The organism is Mariprofundus ferrooxydans PV-1, from assembly GCF_000153765.1.
GTDB lineage: Bacteria > Pseudomonadota > Zetaproteobacteria > Mariprofundales > Mariprofundaceae > Mariprofundus > Mariprofundus ferrooxydans.
Window position 1 is genome coordinate 65487 of the sequence record NZ_DS022296.1, and the last position, 13800, is coordinate 79286.

Annotated in this window: 10 protein-coding genes; 1 reads left to right on the forward strand and 9 read right to left on the reverse strand. The window is 53.5% G+C overall.

The features are described from left to right. Positions 1-49 precede the first annotated feature (49 nt). Genes SPV1_RS13695 through rfbF form a run of 4 tightly spaced genes read right to left on the reverse strand, consistent with a single transcriptional unit; the run spans position 50 to position 3708 of the window. A complete protein-coding gene (locus SPV1_RS13695; RefSeq protein WP_009851830.1) occupies positions 50-1273 on the reverse strand; it encodes a class I SAM-dependent methyltransferase in 1224 nt (407 codons plus the stop codon). Continuing rightward, positions 1270-1821 (reverse strand): dTDP-4-dehydrorhamnose 3,5-epimerase, encoded by a 552-nt coding sequence (rfbC, locus tag SPV1_RS13700; RefSeq protein WP_009851831.1) that lies wholly within the window; start codon positions 1819-1821, stop codon positions 1270-1272. The genes SPV1_RS13695 and rfbC overlap by 4 nt, the downstream gene beginning before the upstream one ends. A gap of 58 nt (positions 1822-1879) precedes the next feature. Beyond that, positions 1880-2941 carry a CDP-glucose 4,6-dehydratase gene (gene rfbG / locus SPV1_RS13705; RefSeq protein ID WP_009851832.1) on the reverse strand — a complete coding sequence of 354 codons (1062 nt, stop codon included), beginning with the start codon at positions 2939-2941 and terminating at the stop codon, positions 1880-1882. Continuing rightward, on the reverse strand, positions 2941-3708 hold the full coding sequence (gene rfbF / locus SPV1_RS13710; protein ID WP_009851833.1) for a glucose-1-phosphate cytidylyltransferase: 768 nt from the start codon (positions 3706-3708) through the stop codon (positions 2941-2943). The genes rfbG and rfbF overlap by 1 nt, the downstream gene beginning before the upstream one ends. Positions 3709-4091: 383 nt before the next feature. On the opposite strand from rfbF, the gene SPV1_RS13715 reads away from it, so the two are divergent. Continuing rightward, positions 4092-4814 carry a YebC/PmpR family DNA-binding transcriptional regulator gene (locus tag SPV1_RS13715; protein ID WP_009851834.1) on the forward strand — a complete coding sequence of 241 codons (723 nt, stop codon included), beginning with the start codon at positions 4092-4094 and terminating at the stop codon, positions 4812-4814. Positions 4815-4846: 32 nt separating this feature from the next. Here the strand turns inward: SPV1_RS13715 and SPV1_RS13720 are convergent, their stop codons facing one another. The 5 genes from SPV1_RS13720 to lpxC form a co-directional block, all read right to left on the reverse strand. Beyond that, the gene (locus SPV1_RS13720; RefSeq protein ID WP_009851835.1) at positions 4847-7249 is read right to left on the reverse strand and encodes a diguanylate cyclase domain-containing protein; all 2403 of its coding nucleotides are present in this window, start codon (positions 7247-7249) and stop codon (positions 4847-4849) included. Between the two features lie 133 nt (positions 7250-7382). Further along, positions 7383-10166, reverse strand: coding sequence for a cation-translocating P-type ATPase (locus SPV1_RS13725; RefSeq protein WP_009851836.1), 2784 nt, complete (start codon positions 10164-10166; stop codon positions 7383-7385). 35 nt (positions 10167-10201) lie between these two features. Beyond that, entirely contained in the window at positions 10202-10648 is a 447-nt protein-coding gene (locus tag SPV1_RS13730; protein ID WP_009851837.1) for an STAS/SEC14 domain-containing protein, read from the reverse strand. A 75-nt stretch (positions 10649-10723) separates the two neighbouring features. After that, entirely contained in the window at positions 10724-12580 is a 1857-nt protein-coding gene (locus tag SPV1_RS13735) for an HD domain-containing phosphohydrolase (protein ID WP_009851838.1), read from the reverse strand. A 215-nt stretch (positions 12581-12795) separates the two neighbouring features. After that, on the reverse strand, positions 12796-13698 hold the full coding sequence (lpxC, locus tag SPV1_RS13740) for a UDP-3-O-acyl-N-acetylglucosamine deacetylase (RefSeq protein ID WP_009851839.1): 903 nt from the start codon (positions 13696-13698) through the stop codon (positions 12796-12798). Positions 13699-13800: the final 102 nt, after the last annotated feature.

A 13800-nucleotide genomic window follows, 5' to 3' on the forward strand; every position in this document is an offset into this window, starting at 1 on the left:
CAAGTCCCAGCGACAGAGCTAATCAAAGGGCTATCTTCAAGCTGCAATATCACTGAACCTTTAGCTCCGGCACTGCGGTCACGAACTGTCCGCCCCACTCACGCACAAAGGCATTATTGCGCATGACCTCTTCACTGATATTCCACGGCAAGATGACAACAAAATCTGGTCTATAATCAGCCATCGCTACGGGGGACAGGATAGGAATGTGACTGCCTGGCATGTACTTACCCTGCTTAGCGGCAGCCGCATCACAGACAAATGACAACAAATCCGGCTTCACACCGGCATAATTAAGCAATGTGTTACCCTTGGCCGCAGCACCATAAGCGGCGACCGTTTTCCCCGAGCGCTTCTGCTCAATCAAAAACGACAACAAATCGTTTTTCACACGATCAGCCTTCGGCTGGAAAGCCAGGTAGACATCCAGATCACGCATGCCGGCAGCAAGCTCTGCAGCCAGAACGGCATGCACGGCAGCACGGACCTCGAAACCGGCATCAGCATGGCAACCGTAAATCCGCAGACTGCCACCGTGGGTAGGCAGCTGCTCCACATCATATACAACCAAACCTGCGCGCTCAAAAATGCGCTGTACGCTATACAGCGACAGATAGGAGTAATGTTCATGGTAAACCGTATCGAACTGGTTAAGCTGAATCAGATTGAGCAGGTGTGGAAATTCCAGTGTGATTGTGCCGCCCGGCTTCAACGCAGTTTTTAGCCCCATGGTGAAATCATTGATGTCAGGGACATGGGCATAGACATTATTGCCCAGAATCAGGTCAGCCTGCTTATCTTCGGCAACAAGATTCTCAGCCAGTGACTGACCGAAAAACTCCCTCATCACAGGGATATTCAGTTGCTCTGCTGCATCGGCAGTACTGGCTGTCGGCTCAACCCCCAGACAGGGAACGCCCGCCTCGACAAAATTGCGCAGCAGGTAGCCATCGTTTGATGCCACTTCGATCACAAAGCTCTCTTCATTCAGCTGCAGGCGATCGCTGATCATGCCGCAATATTCCTTTGCATGCCGCATCCAGCCGGAAGAGGTCGATGAGAAATAGGCGTAGTCTTCAGTAAACAGCTCATCCGAACGCGCATAATCCTCGGTCTGCACCAGCCAGCAGCTATCACAAACATGCAGCTTCAACGGAAAATAGAGCTCAGGCGCATGCAGATCCGCCGGGTTTAGATAGGCATTGGATGGCGGCGCGAACCCAAGATCCAGAAACTGATGCTGCAATACTTTGCCGCAATGACGACAATTCATAATTTAACTCCGGAATAATGCTCATCTAACAACGGGTGTGACCGGTCCCGATCAGAGATATCAGTGACCGCCAGCGGCCAGGCAATATCAATCAGCGGATCATCATGACGCATACCACCTTCGCATGTCGGCGTATAACGGGCCGTATGCAGATAGAGCAGTTCACTCTCCGCCTCCAGAACCTGAAAACCGTGCGCGCAACCTTCGGGAATGACCATCATCAGGTCATTTTCTGCCGACAATTCAACCCCATGCCACTGCAGAAATGTTGGTGAATCCCGGCGCAGGTCTACCGCCACATCCCACACCCGCCCCTTAATACAGCGCACCATTTTCATTTCGGCATGCGGAGCATGCTGATAGTGCATGCCGCGAAGAGCACCCGGCTGACTCGTTCGTGAATGATTGATCTGCACAATATGCCGCTCACCCAAAACAGGCGCCAGTTCATTCTCACAGAAGAAACGCGCGAATGCTCCACGTTGATCTGCAATCCGGATTGTTTCAGCAACCTGAACACCAGCTATCTTTGTAGGAAGCAGGTTCATATGCAATGACTCACAGAGTCAAAAGGAACGGAGGAAATATTGAAAGTATCAGTCACCGTCAGTCAGTCCGACCCTGAAATTCACTCAACTGTTCCAGAGAGAGCGCACGCATATCACAACCTTCATAAAAACTTCGATACCACTCTGCTATCCCCGCTATCGCCTGTTCCAATTGCAGTTTCGGCTCCCAGTTCAGCTCACGCCTGGCCTTGCTGCAATCAAGCCTGAGCAGGTGTGCTTCGTGCAAGTTGGCCGCATCCGGCTCAACCCGCCACTCGGCATTGCCCCACGTATGCACAAACTGTCCGACGATCCAGGCCACATCGCGCGCATCAGCATCAGCCGGCCCGAAATTCCAGGGCTGCGAAAATACAGAAGGCTGAACAGCCATCTGCTCCAGCAGCAACAGATACCCATGCAACGCCTCAAACACATGCTGCCAAGGACGAACTGCACCGGGGTTACGTATCACAACACTCTCACCTGCAGTAAAAGCACGCACCATGTCGGGAATCAACCTGTCAGCTGACCAGTCTCCGCCACCAATCACATTTCCTGCCCGGGCAGTTGCCAGCCCCACGTTGTTACCTTCATCAAAAAAACTCTGCCTGTAAGCAGATACAACCAGCTCGGCACACCCCTTACTGTTCGAGTAGGGGTCAAAGCCCCCCATGGCTTCATCTTCCCGATAGCCCGCTTCCCGCTCCCTGTTTTCATAACACTTGTCGCTGGTAATCACCAACACACTCTTCACAGAGTCACAGCCGCGAACAGCCTCCAGCAGGTTGACGGTACCCATCACATTCACTTCATAGGTCTCAACCGGGTGGTGATAGGAGTAGCGCACCAGCGCCTGAGCCGCCATATGAATAACCACCTCAGGACGGGCTTGTTGCATGGCTTGAGTCAAGCCATGCCTGTCACGAATATCCCCAATCACAGACACCATACCGTCGCCGACATTGGCTGCATCAAACAGGCTGGGAGAAGTAGCAGGAGCCAATGCATAACCGGTGACCTCTGCCCCCAGTGACTCGAGCCACAGGCAGAGCCAGCTACCCTTGAAGCCTGTGTGACCGGTTACAAAGACGCGCTTCCCTTTCCAAAACTCAGGTGTCATCACCAAACCTTCCAGGGTGCTTCGCCTGACGCCCATAGCTCCTCAAGATGTGTTTTGTCGCGCAGGGTATCCATCGGTTGCCAGAAACCATCATGCTTGAATGCTGCCAGCTCACCATCGGCCGCCAGCCCCCTCAAGGGAGCCTGCTCCCATGAGGTTGCATCGCCATCGATCCGCTTAATTACCTTTGGTGAGAGTACGAAGTAACCGCCATTGATCCAGCCACCATCGCCGTGTGGCTTCTCTTCAAAATCAACAATTTTATGGCCGCTCATATCCAGTGATCCAAAACGACCGGGTGGCTGCACAGCAGTCACAGAAGCTAGGCAACCCTGCGCTTTATGGAAGCGGATCAACTCAGACACATTCACATCGGAAACACCATCACCATAGGTGAAACAGAAATCCTCATCACCCAGGTAGTCGGCCACCCGCCTCAAGCGCCCGCCAGTCATCGAGTCCTCACCCGTATCCACCAGCGTCACCTTCCACGGTTCGGTTGTATTCTGAATCACTTCCATCGCGTTGTTGGCCATATCAAACGTCACATCAGAGGTATGCAGGTAGTAGTTGGCAAAATACTCCTTGATCATATACCCTTTATATCCGCAGCAGATGATAAAGTCATGGATACCGTGAGCGCTGTAGGTTTTCATAATATGCCAGAGAATCGGCTTGCCGCCGACCTCAATCATCGGCTTGGGCTTTAAGTGGGTCTCCTCACTGATCCTTGTACCCAACCCTCCGGCCAGAATCACAGCTTTCATCAAAACTCCCTTGGTCCAACTACCGTTTCTGTACTTCCAGCCAAAATACACACGCAACTACGAGCAAGGCATACCCTTACAAACTGCCCTGATAACGGCAAGTATAACTCAACACTTCCCCGAAATTATAAGCCAAAAAACAACATATTTATCCTGCATCCTCCCGGCAGGTTCAATAACTATAAAGCCGCGTAGAACCTAACCACTGCTCTACTGCTTCCCAGCTGGAATCGGCATGCACTCCGAACAGGGAAAGGTGAAAAAAATCAACCGGTACCATCCCGTGTCATTCTTGACTAACATTGCGCCCGTCATCTGATGAGCAGGGCTCTTGTGCCCTTGTCCGGATAAAAGTTATCAGAATCAAAGAGAGAGATATTCATATGGGAAGAGCGTATCAAAACCGCAAGGCAGACATGGCTAAAACCGCCGGGGCCAAGACCAAGGTCTACTCCAGGTATGGTCGGGAAATCTATGTGTGCGCCAAAAACGGCGGTTTCGACCCCAATGGCAACCTTGCGCTGCGCGCCCTGATTGAGCGGGCAAAAAAAGATCAGGTTCCGACCCATGTGATTGAACGCGCCATTGAAAAGGCTAAAGGCGGCGGCGGTGAAGACTACGTCGGTGCGCGCTATGAGGGATTCGGACCCGGCGGTTGCATGGTCATCGTCGACTGCCTTACCGACAACCATAACCGCACATACAACGATGTGCGCCAGTGCTTCACCAAAAATGACGGCAAACTGGGCGGACCGGGTGCTGTTGCCCATATGTTCGATCATCAGGCTGTATTTGTCTTCAAGGGTGACGATGAAGATGAGATCCTCGAAACACTGATGATGGCCGACGTTGATGTCACCGACATCGAATGCGAAGATGGCATGATCACCGTGCTTGCCCCCAACACCGAATTTTTCAAGGTAAAGACTGCGCTAAACGAAGCCATGCCGGGGATCGAATTTGAAGTCGAGGAGATCTCTTATGAGCCGCAGACGCTGACCCATATCAGTGGCGATGATGCGGTAGTATTTGAGCAATTTCTCGATGCACTCAATGATTGTGACGATGTACAGAAGGTCTATCACAATGCAGAGCTGGATGATTAAACTGCACTAAAAAATGATACTGCAGCGATAACCTATAACAACCGCTTGTCGCTGAAGAAACAATAACTGTTCCGCTCTCGCTTGGCATCGTACATGGCAATATCCGCATGTTTGATCAGTGTTTCACTATCCAGTCCGTGCTTCGGATAGAGGGCGATGCCGATACTGCAGCCGACATGGCGAATCTCGCCATTGAGGCTGAACGGCTGCTGTAGCTCCCGCAGCAGTTTTTCAGCCACCTTCTCTACAGCCTCACGCACTGCTGTCTCGGTTAGAATAATGGTGAACTCATCGCCACCCATACGCGCAACCGTATCCATACTGCGTACGCAGGAACGCAGGCGGGTCGCTGCCTCCCTGAGCAGCAGATCACCCATATCATGACCCAATGTATCATTGATCTCCTTGAAGTGATCCAGATCGAGAAACATCACCGCAAACGCCTGCTTGTGCCGCTGTGCCAGCGCCAGCGCCTGATTCAAACGGTCGTAAAACAGCGTTCGATTGGGCAAGCCGGTTAACATATCATTATGGGCCAGCTGCTGCAGCCTCTCCTCGCTCTGCTTGCGCTCAATAACAACAGCAAGTGTGTCAGCCACGGTTTTCAGGAACTTCTTCTCACTCTCATCACTGACATGCTCCACATCAACATAGATATTCAACACACCAAACAGCTCTCCCTCTGTCTCAATCGGAATGCAGTAGTGGCCGTGTGGCTGAATGCCGTCATAGACTATCTCATGCTGCTCATCCAGATGGTTTACATAAATGAGCTGGCGGGTAGCTGCAGCCTTGCCGCACAAACAACGACCAAATGGCAACATCCCGCATGACTGCAACAGGGAATCTGGCAGGTTGCGTTGCGCAACCATTTCCAGCTTTCTCTCACCTTTAACAACAAGAAAAATCGATCCCTGGCTTAACAGTGAAAAGGCAGGAATAGAAAGAATGGCATCAAGCGCCTTAAGCGTCACTTCCGTTAGCGTAAGGGGTGGCAGCGAGATATTCAGTATTGTATCGAGGACACGTTGGACATGTAGCGTCAACTCAATCTCCTGCTGAGCCTGCTTACGGATGGTAATATCCCGCAGCACAGCAACAGCATTCCACTTACCTGCAATACGGGTGGATGAAAGCGCAATTTCAATGGGAAACTCCGTACCGTCCTTGCGAATAGCTGCCAGCTCCAATGTTTTACCGAGAGCCGACCCCTGTCCTGTAGACTGGAACAGAGGAAATGCCTTGAGGTGAGCATCACGAAAACGCTCCGGCACAATCAATGTGTGCAGGTTCTTCCCCATAACCTCCTCTTGCGCATAACCGAAAGTCGTTTCGGCCGCCTGATTCCAGAAGGAAATATTCCCATCATTATCCATGCAGATGATCGCATCCTGAGCCGATTCACTGATCTTCTCAAACCGCTCCTCGCTTTCGCTCAGCGCCCGCTCGGTACGCCCCAGAATCAGATAAAACAGCGAAAAAACAAACAGCCCCATGACGGCAAGAACAGAGCTAAAGAGCAGAAACTCTGTGTGCAAACGGGCGATGATCTGCGTCATATCGCGCAACACGACCAACGTAGCTACCGGGCGATCTCCGGCATCATGCACGGGAATGATCCCGGCCCAGTAGGTTCGTCCATGCAATATGATATCCTGCCCTATGGAGATGCCCTCCTGCGCAGGAACAGCAGCCACCCTGTTCAATGTCGTGACAGGGATCTCATTCAGACTTTGTGAGATCAGCACTTTGCTAGCAAGCATATTCCAGTCGAATGGACGACCCAGCATACGCATTCCCTCTTCCCATGCCCCCCGCTCCAGGTACTGTTTATCAATGAGCATCAGCAAATCCACATGGAACATGGCACGCGTTTGCTGAATAAGAGTATCAATCTCCTGCCCCAACTCCATGTAGCCGATCAGCTTCCCGCTATCAAATACGGGCAGTACCGAACGTAGCGTGAAGGTCCCCAGCGGTCCCAGCTCTATACCGGAGAACAGGGCACCGCTCTTCTCGGCACCGAGTGCTGTGAAACGATTAATCGTATCGCCATATTTTTCCGGTTTATGCACGCGCAGCAGATTGACGCGTTGGGCATTGTGAAAATAGAAGTGCGTGATGTTATATTGTGCATGCAAACGCTGGTATATTGGTGCCGCCAGCTTCAGCAGTCGTTGGCGATCACCTGCTCGCAGGGCAGCGATAATATCTCTGTTCTGTACGATAAAACCCAGACTCGCTGCCATCACTTCAGCCTTGCTGTCCAGCGCCGACTGAAGGTGGCTCTGTATGGATTCAGCCTCCTGCAATACGACATCGTTTTTCTGATGCTCTTCCAGATGGTTAACGAAAAAGATGCCGGTCACAGCGACAACCAGGCCGACTACGATCAGCGGCAGGAAAATGCGTTTCTTCAGGCTCACCTTGTGCATGCTTCCCTCTCTGCAAACAATGGAAAAGTGTATCTGTGATTACCCTACCCCCGGACCAACAGCAACACAAACCGGCAACTGATGTCTGGCTGTGCCTCCGCAACAGGTGCTATTTAAAAGGGGAAAGCAGTGATCAGGCAGCAGCAGAGACTGGCCAGCTGCGGCGCGCCCATTTGTGCAGCTCCATCACCAGCAGAATGGTCAGCGCCACAGGCACCAACTGCAGCCACTGCAGCAACGTAACCGGTTGCATATCCAACACGCTATTGAGCCCCGGCACATACATCGCCGAAATATGAATCAGCTGCGCAATGATAGTGCCGAAAAACAGTAGCGGATTGACCAGAGGGTTATGCGTCAGCACCGACTTGCTCTCTGAACGGGAGTTAAAGGCATGAACATTCTCGAAGAGCACCATCAACAGCAGTGTGCTGTTGCGTGCGCCATCCACATCCATACCGCCGGCAAGCAGAGTCTGGAAGGTAACAAATGCCAGCAGGCCGATCACCAGTGCCGAAATCAGCGTGCGCTCCACCATCATGCGATTGAAGATCGGCTCGCTTGGTCGCCGCGGCGGCAGCTGCATCTCGTTACCTTCGCGCGGCTCAAATGCCAGCGCTACATCCTGGATGCCGTTAGTCACCAGATTCAACCATAACAGCTGTACCGCTGTCAGCGGCAGCGGTAGTCCGAAAGCCATCGACAGGAAGAAGAGTACCAACTCCGCCGCACCAGTTGAAATCAACAGAAAGATCACCTTGCGGATATTGCGATAGGCGATTCGCCCCTCTTCCACGCCTGCCACGATCGAGGCGAAGTTATCATCGGCAATGACCAGATCAGCACTCTCCTTCGCTACATCCGTACCACGCATGCCCATGGCAACACCGACATGCGATGCATTCAGCGCCGGCGCATCATTGGCTCCGTCTCCGGTAACCGCAACAAAGTGCCCTGCCCGTTGCAGTGCTCGCACAATCGTCACCTTCTGGCTCGGCTCCACACGTGCAAAGACATTGGCATGCCGTACCAGTGACTCTACTTCCACATCACCCAGCACTTCCGCGTCACGGATCTGGCCGCCCGTCACAACCTGCTCGGGCTGCGCCGCAAGATTGAGTTCCCGGGCAATGGCAAAGGCTGTCGAGGGATGATCGCCGGTAATCATGCAGGCACGGATGCCAGCCTGATGACACGCCTCAACGGCCGCTTTTGCCTCGTTACGCAACGGATCAATCATACCGACAAGGCCGAGCATGGTCAGCCCCTGCAGATGTTCACGACCAAAATCGGCAATATCACTGTCTGCCGGCAGAAAGGCATGGGCAAAAGCCAGTGTCCGGAACCCTTCGCCGGCCATCAACTCCAGTTGGCTCTCAAGCAAAGGTGCATCAAGCCGGCGCTGCCCCGATTGATCAGCCATCTGCTCACACATCGGCAGCAGCCGCTCCAGAGCCCCCTTGACGAGAACCAGGTACCTGTCATCCAGTCTGTGCAGCGTGGCGGCATAACCAAACTCGGATTCGTAGGGAACCGAGGCAATAAGCGGGCAGTCTCCCAGCATATCACTCTGAGAATGGCCAAGCTTGCGTGCCAGAACCAGCAACGCCACATCCACAGCATCGCCATGACTAACCCATTCATCATTGCGGCGGCCGAAAAATCCCTCATTACATAGCAGAGCCGCACGCACAATATCATCCAGCCGGGCAATCATGTTGCTATCAAGCGGCCTGCCGCTGTTCAGTACAGATCCTTCAGGCGAATTGCCATCGCCGCTCACCTGCCAGGCAGGCATTCCCGGCAACGCTACAGCTCTGGCTGTGAGCTGATTCATCGTCAGCGTACCCGTCTTGTCCGATGCAATCACCGTGCATGAGCCCAGCGCTTCCACAGCCACCAGCCTGCGCACAATCACATTGCGTCGCGCCATACGGTTCATACCAATGGCCAGAGCCACCGTCAGCGCAACAGGCAGTCCTTCGGGAATGGCCGAGACCGCCAGCGCCACCGAAATCATGAACACTTCATGCCAGCCTGTGCCGTTGTAGATCTCAACAGCAGCCAGTGCCAGCACCGCGGCTCCGAGTGCCATGGCAATCCCCAGAGTGAACTGCTCCATGCGCAGGATCAGCGGCGGCTTTGCAACATCGCCTGACTGCATGGATGCCGCCAGCCGTCCCACCTGTGTGCTGCTACCCGTCGCAGTCACCACGCCGCGCCCGCGCCCGCGATTAACCAGTGTCGCGGAATACAGCATGTTTATGCGATCCGCCAGCGGCGTCTCCTTCTCCAGCAGGTTATTGGTACTCTTCTCTACCGGTAACGACTCGCCGGTCAGCAGCGACTCATCTACTTCCAGATCGTACTCCTGTATCAGCCGGATATCGGCAGGCACTTTGGCGCCACTCTCCAACAGGACGATATCACCAGGCACCAGCTCAGCTGCGTCCACCTCGAATGATTCGCCATCACGCATGACAATGGCACCGGTGGAAATCATGTTACGCAACGCCTCGGCACTGCGCTGGGCGTGGAACTCCTGCACCGTGCCGATGATGGCATTGAGCACAAGCACTGAAAAAATAAACCCTGCATCGGCAAACTCGGAGAGCAGCAGAGAAACAGCTGCTGCCGCCAACAGCACATAGATCAGGGGGCTTAAGAACTGGGCGAGAAACAGTCGGGAAACCCCCGCTGTTTCGGGCTTAGGCAGTTCATTGGCGCCAAAGCGGACAAATCTGGCCGCTACTTCCGCTTGCGAAAGACCATGCAGCGAACTGCCCAGAGCTGTGAGCACCGCATCGGCCGGCATCGTGTGCGCAAACAGATCCGGGTTTATGTCCTGTTCGCCGATATTCGCAGGGTCTTCCCGTTGATCAATCATCTTGCCCCCCTGCGACTCATGCCCATCCATTATGAATCGGCCCGCAGCACCGTCAACGCTCCGTATCAACTATCCTCTTGATCGGCACTCAACCATGCCAGAGCTTCGGTTCTGTTCCTGAATACAGCCAGGTCCTTATGCGAACCCGGCACAAGGCTGCGATATGCCACATACATTTTTGCCAATCCGAACACCAACGGCGAAGCGACAAGCAGCGCCAGCCTTGTCCGTACATCGCTCTGATCCGATTGTTGCGCAACTCTGCCCAGCGACATCATGTCTCTGGCGCTCAAATCCACGCCCCCGATAAGACTGAAGTCCACCAGTTCATTGTAATGCTGACACTCGGGCGAGACTTTTATTGTCTGTTGATAGTTGCGCAAAGCATTGCTCAGGGATTGCCCGGAAGCAGCGCCTTTCCAGACTGTGATAATCAGACGGGCATCATGATCTATGGTGTGCTCAACACTCATATGCTTGCGAACAGGTGCATTGGCAACCTCTGTATTCAAATGCCTCTGATTATAGACAATGATGTTGCATACACCAAACTGAATACACTGATTTTTGACGCGTATCGTCCGCCGTTACAACTGGCAATGACAACCTTTGAATACTTTCACCAGCTCGGGATCAAACTGGGTACCTGCAGCTTCTTCCAGTCGCATGATTGCCTGCTCCGCAACCAGCCCCTTGCGATAGGGACGATCTGCTGTCATCGCATCGAACGCATCCGCTACCGCCATGATGCGTGCCCCGATCGGAATCTCGTCGCCTCGCAGCCCTGCAGGATAACCGTTGCCATTGAACCACTCGTGATGATAACGAATAATCGGCACATGCGGATGCAGCATCCTGATTTTGGAGAGTATCTGCGCCCCGTCCTCAGGGTGTCGCTTGATGATATTGTACTCTTCCTCACTAAGCCGGCCCTGCTTGTTGAGTATCGATCCGGGCACAGCTATTTTACCCAGATCGTGCAGCAGACCTGCTATGCGCAACTCTTCAAGCCGCTCTCCGCTCCAGCCCAGCGCCTCCGCCAGCAGCACCGCATATCCGGTCACACGCCTTGAGTGACCGGCCGTCCACGGCGACTTCTTCTCCACCGATTCGGCCATGGCCAGCACGGTCTCCATCATCTGTTCAACCAGTCGCTCATAGAGCTTGGCCATCTCGATAGCCACGCCCATCTGGCTAACCAGAGCGCGGCACAGCTGGATCTTGCGCATATCGATCGGATCACGCTCATGGGAGCGAAATTCGCTGAGCACGACTACACCGAAAACCCTGCCCTTGTTTGCAATCGGCATACATAGTGCCGACTCAGCCTGATCCAGACGCAGCAGCGCCCGTTCAGCCTCACTGACAGGGTCATCACTGTGGATATGGATGTAATCATTAAGCCGGATCACCTCCCACAGATGCGGACAGCTATCCCTGTTACCGGACGGCGGCGACTGTTCGGAAATCGCCCGGATCGGATGTTCTACGGTCATATCCAGAGTGTCATTGTCATCCAGCATCAGAATACGGCAGGTGGTAACCTTCAGCACATCGGTCAGCGTAATGGAGAACTGGCTGAGCACTTCGGGCAGAGGCTGCTCCGATCCAATATGCTGACTGGTTTCCATCAGGTGGGTCAGCTCGAGCGTCTGCTCTTCGATCACTTTCTCCTGATCACCCAGCAGGGAGCGAATCTTGGCTGCCATATGGTTGAATGATTGTACGACAACGCCCAGTTCCGTGCGGGCTTCACCCTCGATGTCAGAGCCCAGGTCCCCCGATGCCATCGTGTTTGCACCCTCGCCGAGTCTGACCAGCGGATAGAACACCAGCCGGTTCAGCGTCCAGAGCAAAAGCAGAAGCAGAAGCAACGTCTCAAGCAGGCTCAGCAACAGCAGTTCAGTTTTTTCATCTTCAATTTTTTCATGTACACCACTGCTGTCCAGCCGCAATGACACTATACCGAGCGACTCGCCTATTTTGGCCTGGTGACAGGAAAGACATACCTGCTCGGCAAACAACGGATAGATAAATGCCGTCTGCTGTCCCCCGTCACTGCTCTGCTCCTCCATCAGAGGGTTACGGCTCTCCAGCCCTCGCCTTTCGAGGTCGGTTTCAGCCAGCTCGTTTTTATGAACACCGAACTGACGGTTCACTGCATGGCCATGCAACACGCGCAACGACAGCACCGCTGGCTGCTTTTCGGCCACATGTGCATAGGCAGCTTCCAGCGCCTGGTCATCCGCCCCGGACTTCATCATCTCGACGATCATGGTTTTCAAACTCTCTCCGACGATATTAAGTTGCTGGTAAGAGACCTCCTGAATTTCGCTTTGAAGATAGTAACGGGTCAGCAAATAACCGCTGGCCAGAATACCCGGGACCGCGAAAGCAACAATCAGCATCACGCGCAGGCGAATTGAAAAGGGATAGTCAGCCACGCTTGATTGCTCCCGGACAGCGTCACTCGAGATATATAGTTTCCGGGGAAATTTGTTCATGATCGCCCAAAGCAAATCAGGGGCCACTTCACGCTGAAAAACAGAAAAACCGGCAACGTCTTACCGATTACAGGGCGAGGGGGATGAGCAAAAAACAAACAGGCCGGCAAAATGCCGGCCTGTAGATATAGAAAAACAGGGAGAATGGTCCCGGTTTACGCCGTCTGTGCCCGTTGGGCAGCTATAACAGCGGACGACTCTTTTTCAGCCTGCAACTCTTCGATCCGGTAACTGGACGGATCGGCCAGCAGTGTCATTACCAGCTGATGATTCATATCGTGGCCGGTCAACTCACCTTCAAATGCCCCGACAATCGGATAGCCGGACAGCGACAGATCGCCCAGTGTATCAAGAATTTTGTGGCGGACGCATTCATCTTCATAGCGCAGGCCGCCTTCATTCACAACCCGGTGGGTATCCAGCACAATGGCATTTTCCAGTGAACCGCCCAAAGCAAGTCCCGCCTTCTGCAACGCTTCAACTTCATGCAGGAAGCCGAATGTGCGAGCGCGACTTATTTCGCGTGTATAGGCCTGACGTGAGAAATCGATTTTTACCTTGCGCTTGCGCAGCAGTGGATGATCGTAATCCAGCAGGTAGGAGACACTGAATCCGCTGGCGGGGTAGAGGGCACAGCGTTTGTCTCCATTCTGCACTTCAACGCGCTTGAGGATGCGCATTACTTTTTTGGCCTGCGACTGCTCGCGAATACCCGCACACTGAATCAGAAAGACAAACGGGGCGGATGAGCCATCCATAATCGGTACTTCCGGGCCGCTGACTTCAATACGAGCATTATCTACGCCAAGGCCTGCCAGCGCGGACAACAGATGCTCAACGGTAGAGATATTGGCTTTGCCCTGACCGATCGTCGTACACAAACGGGTATCGGTCACACAATCTGCTCTGGCCGGAATCTCAACGCCCAGGTCGGAGCGAACAAAGGTGATGCCGCTATTCTCTGGCGCAGGGTGCAACACCAGTTGAATCTTGCGACCGGAATGCAGACCTATACCACTACAGCGAATCGAATGATCCAGGGTTCTCTGTGCTATCATGCATGTCTCCTTTCACGACTGGCAAAAAAGCATCGTGACTGCCAATACTTGCGGGTACAAAAATCACAACCATGACCCACATCACTGATATCACCCGGCAAA